Annotated in this window: 14 protein-coding genes and 3 CRISPR repeat arrays (1 of these 17 cut by a window edge); of the genes, 11 read left to right on the top strand and 3 right to left on the bottom strand. The window is 49.5% G+C overall.

From position 1 onward, the window contains the following. Positions 1 to 40 precede the first annotated feature (40 nt). Positions 41 to 1,204 carry an amidase family protein gene (locus BZG72_RS04710; RefSeq protein ID WP_158075447.1) on the top strand — a complete coding sequence of 388 codons (1,164 nt, stop codon included), beginning with the start codon at positions 41 to 43 and terminating at the stop codon, positions 1,202 to 1,204. 335 nt (positions 1,205 to 1,539) lie between these two features. Here the strand turns inward: BZG72_RS04710 and BZG72_RS04715 are convergent, their stop codons facing one another. Then, the gene (locus tag BZG72_RS04715) at positions 1,540 to 1,806 is read right to left on the bottom strand and encodes a TIGR03643 family protein (protein ID WP_077666212.1); all 267 of its coding nucleotides are present in this window, start codon (positions 1,804 to 1,806) and stop codon (positions 1,540 to 1,542) included. A gap of 215 nt (positions 1,807 to 2,021) precedes the next feature. Further along, a CRISPR array of direct repeats spans positions 2,022 to 2,649; the repeat unit is 28 nt; unit sequence GTTCACTGCCGCACAGGCAGCTTAGAAA. Positions 2,650 to 3,018: 369 nt separating this feature from the next. Between BZG72_RS04715 and BZG72_RS04720 the strand changes: the two genes are divergently transcribed. The 4 genes from BZG72_RS04720 (at position 3,019) to BZG72_RS04735 (ending at position 6,599) form a co-directional block, all read left to right on the top strand. Then, positions 3,019 to 3,327 (top strand): helix-turn-helix domain-containing protein, encoded by a 309-nt coding sequence (locus BZG72_RS04720; RefSeq protein ID WP_077666213.1) that lies wholly within the window; start codon positions 3,019 to 3,021, stop codon positions 3,325 to 3,327. After that, complete coding sequence (locus BZG72_RS04725) at positions 3,311 to 4,570, top strand: type II toxin-antitoxin system HipA family toxin (protein ID WP_077666214.1); 1,260 nt, start codon at positions 3,311 to 3,313, stop codon at positions 4,568 to 4,570. Before BZG72_RS04720 ends, BZG72_RS04725 begins: the two co-directional genes overlap by 17 nt. 167 nt (positions 4,571 to 4,737) lie before the next feature. Then, a CRISPR array of direct repeats spans positions 4,738 to 5,486; the repeat unit is 28 nt; unit sequence GTTCACTGCCGCATAGGCAGCTTAGAAA. A 550-nt stretch (positions 5,487 to 6,036) separates the two neighbouring features. Next, complete coding sequence (locus BZG72_RS04730; protein WP_069362489.1) at positions 6,037 to 6,285, top strand: type II toxin-antitoxin system ParD family antitoxin; 249 nt, start codon at positions 6,037 to 6,039, stop codon at positions 6,283 to 6,285. Continuing rightward, on the top strand, positions 6,282 to 6,599 hold the full coding sequence (locus tag BZG72_RS04735; RefSeq protein ID WP_077666215.1) for a type II toxin-antitoxin system RelE/ParE family toxin: 318 nt from the start codon (positions 6,282 to 6,284) through the stop codon (positions 6,597 to 6,599). Before BZG72_RS04730 ends, BZG72_RS04735 begins: the two co-directional genes overlap by 4 nt. A 210-nt stretch (positions 6,600 to 6,809) precedes the next feature. Here BZG72_RS04735 and BZG72_RS04740 read toward each other — a convergent pair whose 3' ends face one another. Further along, entirely contained in the window at positions 6,810 to 7,094 is a 285-nt protein-coding gene (locus tag BZG72_RS04740) for a helix-turn-helix domain-containing protein (protein WP_025675165.1), read from the bottom strand. Next, complete coding sequence (locus tag BZG72_RS16405; RefSeq protein WP_256363589.1) at positions 7,087 to 7,314, bottom strand: type II toxin-antitoxin system RelE/ParE family toxin; 228 nt, start codon at positions 7,312 to 7,314, stop codon at positions 7,087 to 7,089. The genes BZG72_RS04740 and BZG72_RS16405 overlap by 8 nt, the downstream gene beginning before the upstream one ends. Positions 7,315 to 7,664: 350 nt before the next feature. On the opposite strand from BZG72_RS16405, the gene cas1f reads away from it, so the two are divergent. The 6 genes from cas1f to cas6f all read left to right on the top strand — a co-directional run bounded on the left by cas1f (position 7,665) and on the right by cas6f (position 16,331). Beyond that, a complete protein-coding gene (gene cas1f / locus BZG72_RS04750) occupies positions 7,665 to 8,636 on the top strand; it encodes a type I-F CRISPR-associated endonuclease Cas1f (RefSeq protein ID WP_077666216.1) in 972 nt (323 codons plus the stop codon). Beyond that, positions 8,633 to 12,079 carry a type I-F CRISPR-associated helicase Cas3f gene (gene cas3f / locus BZG72_RS04755; RefSeq protein ID WP_077666217.1) on the top strand — a complete coding sequence of 1,149 codons (3,447 nt, stop codon included), beginning with the start codon at positions 8,633 to 8,635 and terminating at the stop codon, positions 12,077 to 12,079. Before cas1f ends, cas3f begins: the two co-directional genes overlap by 4 nt. Before the next feature lie 253 nt (positions 12,080 to 12,332). Beyond that, complete coding sequence (gene csy1 / locus BZG72_RS04760) at positions 12,333 to 13,682, top strand: type I-F CRISPR-associated protein Csy1 (protein ID WP_077666218.1); 1,350 nt, start codon at positions 12,333 to 12,335, stop codon at positions 13,680 to 13,682. Next, on the top strand, positions 13,682 to 14,674 hold the full coding sequence (gene csy2, locus BZG72_RS04765) for a type I-F CRISPR-associated protein Csy2 (protein ID WP_077666219.1): 993 nt from the start codon (positions 13,682 to 13,684) through the stop codon (positions 14,672 to 14,674). The genes csy1 and csy2 overlap by 1 nt, the downstream gene beginning before the upstream one ends. A 16-nt stretch (positions 14,675 to 14,690) precedes the next feature. Next, positions 14,691 to 15,674, top strand: coding sequence for a type I-F CRISPR-associated protein Csy3 (csy3, locus tag BZG72_RS04770; protein ID WP_077666220.1), 984 nt, complete (start codon positions 14,691 to 14,693; stop codon positions 15,672 to 15,674). 9 nt (positions 15,675 to 15,683) lie between these two features. Beyond that, entirely contained in the window at positions 15,684 to 16,331 is a 648-nt protein-coding gene (gene cas6f / locus BZG72_RS04775; protein ID WP_077666221.1) for a type I-F CRISPR-associated endoribonuclease Cas6/Csy4, read from the top strand. Positions 16,332 to 16,481: 150 nt separating this feature from the next. Beyond that, a CRISPR array of direct repeats spans positions 16,482 to 16,646; the repeat unit is 28 nt; unit sequence GTTCACTGCCGCACAGGCAGCTTAGAAA (it continues 225 nt past the right edge of the window).

Here is a 16,646-nt window from a genome sequence, read left to right on the forward strand (position 1 = left end):
GATCAATAAGTAATAAGCGTGACTGATGAGGCCTGTGTACATGCTCGATCAAGCGATGTTTGCGCACCCGTTCGATCCACCACGTCAAGACAGCCTAAATGGGGTATTTCGGCGTTATAAACTGGCAGTGTCCCACTCGGTGTCTGTTGAGGAACATGTCGCTGGTATCGGGATTCCCTCATGGTCTGAGGGACGCACCGCCGCCAGCCAAGACGCTGCGGTTGTCAAAACCATGATGGCCCAGGGCGCCAGCTTGATTGGGCAGCTGCAAATGGATCCTTTAGGCTTCAGTATTACCGGTTTTAATCCGTTTTATGCGGAGCTTCGCAACCCTCACTTCCGCCAATACCGCGTCGGAGGGGCAAACGCAGGTATCGCAGTGGCGGTGGCAAAAAAGCTGGCGGATTTGGGCATTGGTAACGATGCATTTGGCGGCGTACGGATCCCTGCTGCACACTGTGGACTGTTCGGATATCGTCCCACGCCAAGCCTTATCGATACCCAGGGGATCATCTCTGTCGCAGAAACCTTTGATAATGTAGGTGTGTGCAGCGCGGCACTTGGCCCGCTAAGTCAGTTCCAAGAGCTGGTGGCCAAGCCGTCCTCCGCCGTGACGAATATCCAAGGCGTGGTCATCGCCGAGGCGGTTTTTGCGTTATTCTACAGCGATGAAGCGATGGCGCAGGTCTACCAGCACCTTGAGCATTTAAGCTTACCGCAAGAGTCGACGTTGACCATGAACAAACTGGTGCTGTCGCGGCTTGAAAATGCGCAGGTGTCAATTGCCAGCCAAGAGTTTCTGTTGATGTACGGCGCATGGTTGAAACAGGCCAAGCTTGATTTGCCCACCTCAACGCAACAGTATTTAGACCGCTTACAAGCTGTCGACTACAAAGCGCATTATCAGGCGAAGAAAACCCGCAAGCAGTTGAGAGATACCGTTTGTGCCATGTGGCCAAGCGATAAGGTATTACTGATCCCATCCACACCGGGCGCCATTTTACCTCGTGATGCGGATGCATCAGACGGTGATGCGTTTAATTTATCCCAGCGACGACTCATGGCGCTGGCGGATGTATGTGGCTTACCCCAGCTCACTATCCCGTTATTTGAGCATCAAAACACACCTTATGGCGTGACATTATTGGCTCACCCTTTTAAAGATAAGTTATTGATGGAAGTAGCACGCCGTTGGCTCGATTAACCGTATGGATTGCACCTTTATCCGCCCAGCCGTCAAGAATTTTCTATAAAAAACCGTTTTTTGTGTTTAACATTCTGATAATAAAGTAAAAATTAAGTTTATCGTTCCGCGTTTACTATCAACAGAAACTGTGGATAACCGGTTGGATTAGTCGGTGTTTAACTTGGTAAGTTATTGAAAATAAAGATTATAGTGCGGGCCTGTTGAGCTTGGGACGGGGTGGGTGAGTGTTACAAGAAAGTGACAAATTGGCTGTCACTTTGGTTTAACACCGCGTAGAGACTGTATTCACCCATATTCTGATGTGGTGATGCTGTCACTTATCGTCAACATGGTCACTTTTTGGCGGCTTTAAGCTTGTATTGTGTCTTACAATGGCTACGTATCACGCTCCTGGAACGCAGGGCTGTGTGCTTGGTTTTGCGACCACGTGTACGCGCACGCCATACTTTGAAACTACGCGGTTTTAATTCACGTCGCATTAAAGCAATCACATCATCTTGGCGTAGCCCATAGAGTGCTTCAATCGCCTCAAACGGGGTCCTATCTTCCCACGCCATTTCAATGATCCGGTCTACGTCACCGGGCTCAGTCAGTCGCATAGTCTCCTCCTCGCATTGGACTAATAATTACGTATACGTTGAGCAACGCGGATCAATAAGTGGGGATGCCTAAACCCCTTATGACCCTTATTTTTTGGCTATTTAAAAATAAACAATAAATACAGCTAGTTACGGAATCCTCTTTTTAACAAGGGTAAAAGGCCATTTTTATCCTAACGGCCTGTTGTCACTGACGATTATTAAGTTATTCTATTGTTCACTGCCGCACAGGCAGCTTAGAAAAGACAATCCAAGCGAGAGTTCCAATGAATAGTGTTCACTGCCGCACAGGCAGCTTAGAAATTTATGGCGATTAAGCGCGTGCCAACTAAAACGTTCACTGCCGCACAGGCAGCTTAGAAAGGTGTGTTGTAGTTGATGCTATCGGCATAAACGTTCACTGCCGCACAGGCAGCTTAGAAATCAGCGCGGCTGATGATAGCTGCCATGCGTGGGTTCACTGCCGCACAGGCAGCTTAGAAAGAAACAGAAGACTGTGGCGACGGCAACGGGGAGTTCACTGCCGCACAGGCAGCTTAGAAATATTTAATATTACTAAACATTTCGACCAGCGTGTTCACTGCCGCACAGGCAGCTTAGAAAGTGTCGGTTGTTGAGGTGTGTTCTGCCATTTTGTTCACTGCCGCACAGGCAGCTTAGAAAGCTGAGTGTAATGCCAACTATTTGAGTGTGCAGTTCACTGCCGCACAGGCAGCTTAGAAATGTACGCAGTTTCAATAACTTGTTATATTGTTGTTCACTGCCGCACAGGCAGCTTAGAAAAAGATGCCAGAAGACACCCCGATTGATGCAAAGTTCACTGCCGCACAGGCAGCGTAGGTGACACAAGCCCCAACACTATGTTGGATAGGGGACATTGCCAACGGGCGCCTGTCACGATCGAGGTTAATCGTTGGCGCCGATGTCGGAGGCGCGCAGTCCGCTTGGGTAATAGATGGCGGACATTGCACTGGCGCTTGTCCGACCTACGCACAGGCAGCGTAGGTGACACAAGCGCCGGTACGGTGTTGGATATATAAAACTGTCAACGGGCGCCTGGCTCGATTGGCGCTTATATCAAACGATGTAAATGCACCATGCTAGTCTTGATGTTGTGACTTATTAAACAATGAATATGTTGTAATTCCTTAAATGACAACTAATATGTTGTATATAGGCTGTAGTACAACATTAAAGTTGTTTGAGGGTATCATGGCGTCATTAAAAGATATCGCGCGTGCATTGCAAGCGCGTCGCAAGTCACTTGGGCTAGAGCAGTCTGACATGTACATGCGTATTGGCATGAAACAACAGCAGTACCAGCGAGTAGAGGCGGGGAGTGATGTCCGGCTATCGACTTTGCTGCGTGTGCTCGAAGGGCTCGACCTGACATTAACGCTTACGCCCAAAACGTCTCAGACGGTCGATGAGCCGGTACACCTCGATCGTTATAAAGATGATGATAACGACGATCTCGACTTTTGGTTAGGGGCGGAGCACAGCGATGACCAAAACCAGTGAAAAGGTTGAGGGACTAAACATTCAACTGTATGGCGTTGACGTAGCGATTGTCACCCACTACGCGGGTGGGAAGAATATTCTCACGTTCAACCCAGCGTTTATCGCCACCTCTCAGCATGAGCGTTTAACCTTTTCGTTGAGGCAACGTCGCGATCCGCAATACTTACGCACACCACAAATTCGCACGGACAAACTGCCGCCAGTGCTCTCCAACTTGCTCCCTGAAGGCGCATTACGAGATGTCGTGTCAAAGGCATTACAGTGTCACACAAACAATGAATTCGCGATACTGGCATACATGGGTAAAAACCTGCCCGGTGCTATTGTGGCGACGCCAATTAAAGCTGGAGAGTTACCGCGTTGGGCATTGGCGCAAAGGCTTTCAACCGCGCCGCAGCAGATTGATGTTAAGCATGCTGATAGCAAATTCTCATTAGCCGGCGTACAAATGAAGTTTTCTTCATCGCACTGTGATGGGCGATACCATATTGATCACGACGCCAATGAAGACTCATGGATCATAAAAACGCCCTCAACCGTACATAAAGGGGTGCCTCTCAACGAGTTTACATGTATGACGCTCGCTGCGCAGGCCGGCGCCGTGGTTCCCGAAAGACGTTTGATCAATGTGGCTGAGTTAGAGGGGTTACCCAATATTCAGCTGCCAAACGAGCCTCTTGCGTATGGTATACAACGTTTTGATCGCGGGGCCGACGGCCGAATACATGCGGAGGATTTTGCACAGGTATTTGGCTTATATCCTTCAGATAAATATCAAAAAGTGAACTATGAGCAGTTGGGAAAAGTGTTATATCGCGAGAGCGCTAATGGGCGAGAAGACCTACAGCAGATGGCACGCAGGCTGCTGATTAATATCTTGCTCGGGAACGGCGATGCGCACTTAAAAAATTGGACGATCTGTTACCCCGATCGCATGTTGCCGCGTCTAGCACCGCTTTATGATGTGGTCTTTACGCAGCCCTATATTGAATATGACAACATTGCGTTGAAAATGGCGAAAAGCAAGCGTTGGTATGATATTGGTTTGAGCCATTTCGAACGCTGGTCGCAAGATGTGGGTGTGCCGTGGCAAATGATCAAACCGCACCTATTGGATACGATCAACCTGGCGCGAAATATGTGGCCAAATCAACTTAAGCAATTACCGATGTTAACGGAGCACAAAGCGATGCTACGTGATCATTGGAAAGCCCTGCACGAGGACTTCACCATCGGTTCATGATCCAGTCAAACCGGGCGCTAAATCGGCGCCTTCTTACCCTTATTTTTTGGCTATTTAAAAATAAACAATAAATACAGCTAGTTAAGGAATCCCTTTTTTAACAAGGGTAAAAGGCCATTTTTGTCCTAACAGCCTGTTGTCACTGACGATTATTAAGTTATTCTATTGTTCACTGCCGCATAGGCAGCTTAGAAAAGTTTGCTTGCTCATTTGCTCATTTGACCTTTGTTCACTGCCGCATAGGCAGCTTAGAAAACATCCAGCGGTAACAGAATGACATTCAAAGCGTTCACTGCCGCATAGGCAGCTTAGAAATTAATAATACAAGCTGAATGTATATCGTCACAGTTCACTGCCGCATAGGCAGCTTAGAAAACGAATTACAAACAGCACTAAAATATAATCAGGTTCACTGCCGCATAGGCAGCTTAGAAATCGCAAATATATAGACCATCTTTAACGCCTATGTTCACTGCCGCATAGGCAGCTTAGAAATAAAAATGGATGCGTACACACTCGACAAGCTGGTTCACTGCCGCATAGGCAGCTTAGAAAAGGATAAACGCACACGATGAAACGGATAATGCGTTCACTGCCGCATAGGCAGCTTAGAAAGTCGCCAAGGGCTGACAAGGGGACAGGAAGCATGTTCACTGCCGCATAGGCAGCTTAGAAACATCACGAATTACAAACGGCGCTAAAGTATAAGTTCACTGCCGCATAGGCAGCTTAGAAAAAGCGGAAATGACGGCCAACCTGCGCAAACTGGTTCACTGCCGCATAGGCAGCTTAGAAATTACCGCTTTGCAGATAAAACCGCGCATGGACGTTCACTGCCGCATAGGCAGCTTAGAAAATATGCTCGTTGGGCGAGTAGCGGCCATAGTTGTTCACTGCCGCACAGGCAGCGTAGGTGACACAAGCCCCAACACTATGTTGGATAGGGGACATTGCCAACGGGCGCCTTTCACGATCGAGGTTAATCGTTGGCCTTAATGTCGGAGGCGCGCAGTCCGCTTGGGTAATACATGACAGACATCGCACTGGCGCTTGTCCGACCTACACACCATTTTAATATCGGCGGTGCCATTGGCGTACATTGGTTATCGGAATAGCCACTTTTGGCCCGATAATACCATTGGCGTAGGTGACACAAGCCCCAGCACGGTGTTGGATAGATGCACATTGCCGACGGGCGCCTGTCACGATCGAGGTTAATCGTTGGCCTCAATGTCGGAGGCGCCAGTTGCACTGCGCGCGGTGCAAATCACACCTAGCTTGTACGATCGAGTTAGCGCTTCTCCGACCTACGCACAGGCAGCTTAGAAAGGATTGAATGAGAAGTCTTATGTGTGCTGCTGTAAATCCAACGTTGTTCGGCTGAATCAATATGAGTCAAAAAGTTGGGAGTCACTTACAAAAAGCGCTATATTCATTATTCATATTTATGAATAAGTGCGATAGTTATGGCAACAACAAGTTTAAGCTTAGGGGAGCACTGGGAAGTGTTTATTAAAAACGAGGTAGCAAGTGGCCGGTACGGCTCTGCTAGCGAGGTTGTTCGTGATGCATTACGCACGCTTGAGGAACGCAAAACCAAACTGGATGTGTTGCGCGCACATCTTGATGAGGGGGCTCAACAGGCAGCCAGTGATACGTTTGTCGATGACTTTTCAATGGATGAACTGATTAACGACTTGGACACAGAATCTTGACGGCGAGCCAAACAAAAAAGCAGGTTCGTATTACGCCCAGAGCACGTGATGATCTTAAAAATATTGGTCGTTACACTGAGCGTAAACGGGGAAAAGCACAGCGTAACACTTATTTAAAGCGCCTAGCTACGCGGTTTAACTGGCTAGCAGAGAACCCGCAACTAGGCCAGCATAGAACAGACATTGAAGACGGATACTATTGCTTTCCTGAAGGACAACATCTTGTCTTTTATCTTATCCGACGCCATGCAATTGATATCATTGGTGTTCCTCATAAAGAAATGGACATTATTAACCATTTCACTATTGGTTAGTGCGCACATTGTGATTGATAACTACTGACATACGCACTACTAATGCGATCTTACTTCAAATTCTTTGCTATGTTCACTGCCGCACAGGCAGCTTAGACACTGAAAATAATTGTTTTTTTATGTCAGTTCATTGTTAGCGGTCGTGGCATCGAGGAATTAGGGGATGGTTAAAGGTCAATAAAAGCGTATGACTAGCAATGACCATATACGTCAATTTGACGCATGTTTATAGCCAAAGTTAAGCTTGCAATTGCATGCTTTTGCATAGCTAAGCAGGGTTTTAAGGGTTGGATTACCTTTCCCTTTTTCAAGTCGAGAAATATTGCCTTCTTTCGTCCCCATACGTTCTGCAACCTGCTGTTGAGTTAGCCCGGCCTGCTTACGCATACTGAGTAACATATCGATCAACTCAAACTCAGGCGTCAATTCATCGTATGCTTGTTTCACGTCTGGGTTTTGCAATGCTTTCGCTTTTAGTGCTTGTAGGCTATTCACTTTTCACCTCTTTCATACGCCCTGTTGCCAATGCTAAGTCGTTCTTTGGTGTCTTTTGGCTTTTCTTCACAAATGCATGAAGGACATAGATGTTGGGGCCGTCTAAATAGCAGAATAGACTGCGTCCGATCCCTTCTTTTGCTTTGGCACGAATTTCAAACAGGCCGTTACCTATTGATTCTGTGTGAGGAGGACCTAAGTTTGCGCCATGTTTTTCTATTAGTTAAAGCAGCTTGAGCATTCGCGCTTGAATCTTAGGAGGCATGTTGAGAATGCTCTCTTCCACGCCTGGGTAAAAAACAATGTTCCAGTTCATCTCTTACTTCTTTTTATCATATATGATAAGTTTTTATGGGTCAAAATCCACTTATCATACCGAGTAATCTCGAGCAATCTTGGCTGATTAGTATTATCTGGTTCGCATAACAATCGCACAGACATCAGAATGCGATCTTCCTTCAAACCCTAAACTGTGCCTTGTTTCACGGGCATGCGTTGCTATTTTTGTTACCTTGCCAATGCTTGTGAGTGATCTGCTTGGTCACTCGGACAATCACGAAAGGGACACCCATGGACGATCTCTCGCCCTCGGATCTTAAAACCATCCTTCATTCTAAACGCGCCAATATGTACTACCTCGAGCATTGCCGTGTGATGCAAAAAGATGGGCGTGTGTTGTACTTGGCGGAGGCGAAACGCGAAAACCTCTACTTTAATATCCCCATTGCCAATACCACGGTGTTGTTGCTCGGGACTGGCACATCAATCACTCAAGCGGCGATGCGTATGCTCTCGCAAGCGGGCGTGCTGGTTGGCTTCTGCGGAGGTGGCGGTACACCACTGCATATGGCAACTGAGGTTGAGTGGTTTACACCGCAAAGCGAGTATCGACCTACTGAATATCTACAAGGGTGGTTGTCATTTTGGTTTGATGATCAAAAGCGATTGGACGCTGCGCGAACTTTTCAGCTGGCACGCCTGAGTTACTTAAAGCAGGTCTGGCAAGTGAGCCGTGAGCTCAAGCTTGAAGGGTTTGATGTCGCCGAATTGGCCGGGGCACTCGATACCTTTGTGGCGCGAACTGACAAAGCCAGCAAGCCGGCGGATTTATTGCTTACCGAAGCGCAGCTCACCAAAGCGCTCTACAAACACGCGGCGAACCGTACTCAGAAAAGCGGTTTTAAACGCCAGCATGAGGCCGACGATCTCGCCAATCGCTTTTTAAATCATGGCAATTACTTAGCCTATGGCTTGGCGGCGAGTTGTTTATGGGTGCTTGGGATCCCGCCCGGATTTGCGGTGATGCATGGCAAAACCCGTCGCGGCGCGCTGGTGTTTGATGCCGCGGACTTAATCAAAGATGCCATCGTGCTGCCTTGGGCGTTTATATGCGCTAAAGAAAACGCCACCGAACAAGAGTTTCGCCAGCAAGTTCTACAAGCCTTTATTGAACACAAAGCGATGGACTTTATGTTCAACACCATCAAAGCCATTGCGCTGCAAGATGATTCCGACGATGAGATGACGGAGCCGCAACGATGATGGTGACCTTTATTTCTCAGTGCGAGAAAAAGGCACTGAAGAAAACCCGCCGTGTGCTCGATGCCTTTGCCAACCGAATAGGTGATAACACCTGGCAAACACTGATCACCGAAGATGGCTTAAACACGGTGCGAAAAATGCTGAGCAAAACCGCCAGCCGCAGCACCGCGGTCAGTTGTCATTGGATTCGTTCGAGAACTCATAGCCAACTCGTGTGGATTGTGGGTAATCGCCGCAAATTTAACTTAGAAGGCAATGTACCGGTTAATCGTACTGAGCAGGACCTTAGCCACAAAGAATGGGAGCAGGGCTGGCAGCTTAATGAGGTGATTGTGCTGGCAACGGCCATGGCGGGATTGTTTCATGATTTTGGGAAAGCCAATGCGTTGTTTCAGCAAAAGCTTCGCGGCCAAACAGTACACCAAGGTGAACCGTATCGCCATGAGTGGGTGTCGTTGCGTTTATTCGAGGCGTTTGTCAAAGGCAAGGCGGATCAGCAATGGCTTGATGAACTTAGCGAGCTTACGCCTGAAACCGCCGTCGAGCATGAAGCTGCGCTACTGGCGCAACTGTTTACTGAAACGGACGGCTATCAACCTGTCTTTGATGACTTATCGCCATTTGCACGTATCGTGGCTTGGCTTATTGTCTCGCATCATCGGTTGCCCGTGAACTATGATGCCGACAAGGCGCCAGTTGAGCTCTCGCAAATCGACCAATGGCTTCGCCGTTGCTTTGGTAGTCACTGGAATGCGCCTAACGCACTTGACCTCGCCAAATATGATCCGCAAGCGCTTGCCGATAACTGGCGTTTTCCCGATGGCACCCCGTTTTTAAGCCAGCCTTGGCAACAAAAAGCGTGTCAATTGGCACAGCGTGCCCGCCAATATCCGTGGAGCGCTCATGGACAAGTTGATTGGTTATCGCAGCGGTTTGTCAGCCATATGGCACGTTTATCATTAATGCTAGCGGATCATTATTACTCGTCACTGCCACTGGAGAAATCCAAGCCCAAATGGCGCGATCGCCATTACGCACCGATTGCTAATACAGATCAGTCTCAAGGCAAACGCAAAAACGCGCCGCCTAAACAACAGTTAGATGAGCACAATATCGGTGTGGCCATTGATGCGAGACGCTTTGCAGAGAATTTACCCTCACTTAAATGGACATTACCGGCGATTGCTCAGCACCGCCGTTTTAGCCAAGGCGCCGAACAAGAAAAGTATCGCTGGCAAGATATCGCTTATCGGAAAACCAAAACTATAGCTACTCAGTCGGAAAGGCAGGGATTTTTCGGCATTAATATGGCGTCGACAGGTTGCGGGAAAACCATCGCCAACGCGCGCATTATGTATGCGTTATCGGACCCTTGGCAGGGGTGCCGTTTCTCGGTGGCGCTGGGGCTGAGAACACTTACCTTGCAAACCGGCGATGCGTATCGCGACTTGCTAAAACTTGGCGATGACGAGTTGGGCGTGCTCGTTGGCTCGCAAGCGATCCAGCGTTTACACGAGGCGCAAAATACGTCACATCAGTCTTCCGGCGGCAGTGAGTCTACCGAAGATTTTCTCGAGCAACTGTTTATTAGCTACGAAGGGCAAATATACGATGGCCGGTTGAAACACTGGCTAAGTAGTCAGCCTAAGCTGGAGAAATTGGTCAGTGCGCCGGTGTTGGTGAGCACGATTGATCATCTGATGCCCGCCACTGAAAGCCTGCGCGGCGGCCATCAAATTGCGCCTATGTTGCGTTTACTCAGTACTGACTTAGTCCTTGATGAGCCCGACGATTTTGGTCTTGAAGACCTACCGGCGCTGTGCCGCTTGGTGAACTGGGCAGGCATGTTAGGGTCACGGGTGCTGCTCTCATCGGCCACCTTGCCGCCTTCGTTAGTAAAAAGCTTGTTTGATGCCTATCGCGCGGGCAGGGCGCAGTTTAATCATGCCCAGTTTGGTGACAGCGCGACGACAAACGGCGCTGACGGTGCGCCTGTGATTTGCGGCTGGTTTGATGAATTTACCAGCGAGATCCAAACGGTTACGAGCAAAACCGATTACGTGACTTATCACCGTGAATTTGTCGCCAAGCGCGTTAAGCGATTAGAGGGCGAGCAACAGGTGCTACGCAAAGGGAAGACGGTAGACACCTCCGCGATTACCTCTTTAGTAGTCCCCCCAACACCCAGCGAACCTAACCTCGATTTTGGGCCGCTAGCGCAACTTATCCATACCCATATTCATCAGCTGCACCATGCGCATCACCAAACTCATGCATCCGGCAAAACAGTGTCGATAGGCGTGGTGCGCATGGCCAATATAGATCCGATGGTAGCGCTGACCCGCGCGCTGGTGCAAATCTCGCCAGATCCGGATCATGCGCTCTTTGTTTGCCCGTACCACTCCCAGTTTCCGCTGGCGCTGCGGTCTTATCGAGAGAGCCGCCTCGATGCGGCGTTAAATCGCCATGATGAAGCGGCGATTTTCGAACAGCCGGAGATTCGCCATGCCATTGAACACTGTGATGCCAACCATTTAATGTTTGTGGTGGTGGGCACGGCGGTGGTGGAAGTCGGACGCGATCACGATTACGACTGGGCCATTGCCGAGCCGAGTTCAATGCGTGCCTTAATTCAGTTGGCGGGGCGGGTACAACGTCACCGCCAGCAAGCGCCGGCGACCGCCAATATTCATGTGCTCGAGCAGAACGTCCGTGCGTTAAAAGGCAAGCATCCCGCTTATTGTAAGCCCGGCTTTGAAAGCGCGGCTATCCCGCTCGAAAAAGGTTACAAGGTCACGCTTGATGAAGGGCTGACTGCAATTTCCGCCACGCCGCGCATTCAGGAAATCCCCAAGCTGGAAAAATCGGCCTTTATATTTGCTTCGTCGGCAAAAAGAGCGGCCAAGCCGGTGAGCCACTGGGGCGTGCAGGAGCACCGTGCGTTGCGCTTTACGCTAGAACTCACGGGCGGGGAAAAGTATCAGTCTGATTTTTTCCGAACCGGTAAGGAAGCCGAGCTTTGGTGGAATGAAACACTTGTCAGTCAAGCCGCTGGGCTACGTTCCCCCGGTAAATATGCCAGTTGGAGCGGCGAACTGATCCGGCGCACCCCGTTTCGTCACAGTCAACGCCAAGAAAGCTTTGTGCTGGCTTATAACGACGATGACACGCTAGATTGGCAGCAGTTAGATACCTCATGTTATCCCTACCAATACGACGATCAATCATATCGTTTTAACCCCGTCGAAACGTCCATGGCAGCCGGTTGCCACTGGTGGTTTGACGTTAATCCTGAAGCTGTTTATCAGTACTTTGCTGATCAATTGGGATGGCCGGTTAAAAAAGCGAGCCAGCATTTGGGCGAAATACGTCTCGCGGCTGAGCGAGAAGGCCAAAACATCACTTGGTGTTGGCATCCACAGCTGGGTGCTTTTCGGGAATAAAAAGAGGGCAACGAGAGTTGCCCTCTGAAAGAAGCTGCCTATGCGGCAGTGTAACTGTTTGATAACTATTATAATTTCTAAGCTATCGATGCGATAGAGTTAGCAGTATAACGGACTTTTGTTCCCGAGCTCAAATCTGACCTTGATCACCATTCATGGTTTTTAAATTTGATAACTATTATAAGGTTGTTGATGTGTTCTTCTTATGGCGATAAGCTAGACACTGTTGTCTTGAAGGATAAAGGAAGCGCTTATGGAACACAGCCTATATGATGCGCTGCTCGAGTATATTGAACAGCGTAAGCAGGCGAAGCTTGAGCCCTTGCAAAAGGCGCGCGATAAGGCCTTAAAAGCCGCCGTCAGCCAAGAGCAAGAGGCGATTGCTAATGCCGATTATGCGGAAAAAGCCGCGCCGATCGAAGCGAAGTATGAGCCAATTCAATGGGTCACAGACGCCGCGAAGCGAGCCAAGCAAGTTAGCCTCGCCACGCATTGCCCCAAATTTGTTCATAGCGATGCCAGAGCGAGCAGCATGCTAGTCACTGAGATCGATAAGAGCGAGTCTCGCTACCTCACCAGCTATTCGCTGACCGATAAAGCCATTGATGCTGTCGGCAATGCGGCTGCGTTGGATGTGGCGCGTTTTTTAAAAATCACCGTCGCGGGTGAGTCGCTCATTTCTCAGCTGCAAGCCGGTTATATCAACGCGCTTAAGCCACTCACGGATGACGCCACTTTGTTAGATACTTGGCGTGCAGGTTTTTCACTGGCGCTAGGCGATCAGGTGTTATCAGCTCATAACTTGATTAAGCAAGCCTACTTTCCGGTTGAGGAAGATGAGTATCACCTGCTTTGCCCGCTATATTCATCGAGCCTTGCGCACACACTGTACACCAAGGTGCGCGCAACACGGTTTGGAGAGAGAGTCAAAGCGATTCGCGAGGCGAAGAGCAAACAGTATTACCATCCAGAGCCGTTACAAGCGTTTCCGCGTACCGTTAAACAAACCTTTGGCGGCTCTAAACCGCAAAACGTGTCACAGCTTAATAGTGAGCGTCATGGCGAGGGTTTTTTACTCAATGCCGCCCCGCCAAGCTATCAGCAGCAGCCGGAGGATCCAAGCAAGCAAACCAGCATCTTTAATCGCCGTTTAGCCTACCAAGCCAGTCATTTGCTTCACGATTTTCGCGCCTTTCTGGCAAGCCTTACCGAACGGGATCGTAACTTTGCCACCCGTTATCGGCGCGACCATGACTTTATTCTGCCACTCACTGACTTGGTGTTTGACTATGCCGCGCGGGTTCAGCAGCAAGTTCCAGCCGGTTGGAGTCAAGGCACTGATGATCAAGCATGCCGACTAAAACGTGAACATGCACTTTGGCTGGATGTGTACAACCCCGACGATCAATTTCAGCGAGAGCGTGACGCACAAGCGTGGCTGGACACTGTTGCCTCTGATTTTGCTGCTTGGTTACTGCGCCAGCTCGAGGACAAACAACACTACCTGCTTGGTGATACGGAGTTCAATTACATCCGCAAAGTATTCCTAACCCAACTCAAAGCGTTTGAGCGCGACACGCCTCAGTTTGAGGAGAACCGATAATGGCACAGTATTTATTGCTTAAGCACATTGAGGTGCAAAACGCGAATGCGATCGCAGGGCTGACTTATGGTTTTCCAGCGATCACGCACTTTCTTGGCTTTGCCCATGCGCTATCACGTCAACTCCCTGATGCCTTGGGATTGCGATTAGGTGGCGTGACCGTGGTCAGCCATAAAAACAATGTTCATGTGCGGCAGCCCACAGGGTGGGGTGACTATGTTTTTGCCTTAACCCGCAATCCGGTCACCGCCAAAGGAGAAACAGCGCCGATCAATGAAGAAGGACGCATGAACATGCAAGTCTCTTTACTGGTTGAGGTTGAGGGACTGATTGCCGGTGACAAAGCCGCGGCAGCACAATTGATCGCGGAAGTGAAAGATTTAGCGCCTCAGCGACGGCTCGCGGGTGGGCAAATCTTGACCATTGGCGAGGTTGAATTGCTCGCGGATGCAAGCATGCAGAAAAAAGCGTTGCGCCGCCTCATGCCGGGCTTTGTCCTTTGCGACCGACATGATTATCTCGCCCAATATCATCAACAGCTATTGCAACATAATGCGCAAGCCAGCTTATTTGATGCGTGGTGTGAGTTTGCCATGTTGACGTACCACGCTGTCGCTGATGATGAACACGTACCTGACGACGATAACCCACCCATTCCGGCGCAATGGCAACGCGTGCCCAAACCTAAGCCAGGATATTTGGTGCCGATCATGACGGGCTACCGCGCGATTTCCCCGTGTTATGCCGCAGGTGAGGTCGCCAATGTGCGCGATCCGGAGGTACCGGTAAGCTTTGTGGAAGCGGCATACAGCGTAGGTGAGTGGCGCAGCGTCCACCGCCTTAAGGATATCGACGACGCATGCTGGCGTTATCACGGTGAGCATCCTTGGTATCTTGCCCGTGTGACGACAGCGACGCATGCCGAACCCATTGAACCTGACGTTGTGCCCACAACCGATGACGACACTGACTTTGACCCCGACTTTTTGTAATTAAGGAGATTTCATCATGGCTGATAAAAAACTGACTACCCCTTCCGTGCTTGCCTTTGAAGCGAAACTGGTACCTTCCGATGCACTAATGTATGCGGGGAACTGGGAAAAAGGCGATTGGCAATCCATTCAAGTGGGAGAGAAATCGGTGCGAGGCACGATTTCGAACCGCTTAAAAGCGGCCACTGCCAATGATCCCGCCAAGCTGGATGCGGAAGTATCTAAAGCCAACCTGCAAACGGTCGATATTGCAGCGCTACCGCATGATGCCGATACGCTCAAAGTGGCTTTTTCGCTGCGTGTGCTCAGTGGGCTGCATGTGCCGTCAACCTGTAACAATCCAAACTATCAGCAAGCGCTGGCTGATAAAGTGCGTGACTATCAATCAGAAACCGGTTTTAAAGAGCTGGCGCAACGTTACGCGCACAACATTGCCAATGGGCGTTTTTTGTGGCGCAACCGTGTCGGTGCCGAGCAAGTCAAGGTGGTGGTCACCGCAGGCGAGAAGCAATTTAGCTTTGATAGCTACGAATTTAGCTTGCATGATTTTGACGCGCACCCAGATGTCACTGCGCTAGCAGAGGTGATCCAGTATGGCCTGACAGAAGCGCATGCGCTTATTCATGTTGAAGCCTACTGCCAACTGGGCGAAGGGCAAGCGGTCTATCCCTCTCAAGAGCTGGTGATGGGCGGCGGTAAAGGCGATAAAAGCAAGTTCTTATATCAATTAGATGGCCAAGCCGCGATGCACTCACAAAAAATCGGCAACGCGCTGCGCACTATTGATACTTGGCATCCTGCCTATGACGAAGTGGGCGCAATCGCTATTGAACCTTATGGCTCGGTGACTAACCGCGGGGCGGCGTATCGTCAGCCCAAAGAAAAGAACGACTTTTACAACTTGCTCGATGGATGGATGTTAAAAGACAAAACCCCAACGCTCGAGCAGCAGCATTACATTATGGCGATGCTGATCCGCGGCGGCGTGTTTGGCGCGTAAGGAGGCACAATGCAGTATTACATTGATATCACCTTGTTGCCCGACACCGATATTTCGGCAGATTTTCTATGGCACAAGGTGTTTCAGCAAGTGCACATTGCTTTAGCGGAAAACAAAATTGGACCGAATCAATCGGCCATTGCGGTGGGGTTTCCGGATTACCGCCAAGGTGATTTTCCACTCGGTCATCGGTTGCGCCTGTTTGCGCGAACTGAGGTGGCATTTGAGCAGCTTAATATTCAGCGATGGCTGTCACGCCTGACCGATTATGTGCATATCAAAGCCGTTAAGCCGGTGCCAGACGGGGTGAAAGACTATGCCTACTTCAAACGTTGGAACTACAAATCGCCGCAGCGACTGTATAAAAACCTCGATCGGCGCGCGGCCGCGATTGCCAGCAAAAATGGTTACGATGAGGAAGAAGTAAAGCGTCGTTTGTTGGAAAACATTAAAACGGACGACAAACGCTGGTCACTGCCTTTTATTCAAGTGACCAGCCTGTCGAGCCAAAAACGAGAAGGGCAGCCAAATACCGAGTTCGCCTTGTATATCGAGCGGGAACTCACCAAACAGCCGCCTAATAATGACCAACCATTCACCTGTTATGGGTTAAGCAGACGAGAGCCCGACCAGCAAAGTGCGGTGCCGTGTTTTTGAGGGGGAAACCCCTCTTTACCCCTTCTTTTTTGGCTCTTAAAAAATAAACAGAAAATACAGTCACTTACAGCAGGTGCTTTTTAACAAGGGTAAAAGTCCATTTTTATCCTAACGGCCTGTTGTACCTGACGATTGTTACGTTATTCTATAGTTCACTGCCGCACAGGCAGCTTAGAAATAACGGAATCGCAAATGGCATGGCGCTTACTCGTTCACTGCCGCACAGGCAGCTTAGAAAGTTACCATAAAAATCGTCACTATATGTGTCGTGTTCACTGCCGCACAGGCAGCTTAGAAAGTTCCAGCGCCATCTTT

The sequence above is a fragment of the Salinivibrio sp. PR6 genome (assembly GCF_001995955.1).
Lineage (GTDB): Bacteria > Pseudomonadota > Gammaproteobacteria > Enterobacterales > Vibrionaceae > Salinivibrio > Salinivibrio siamensis.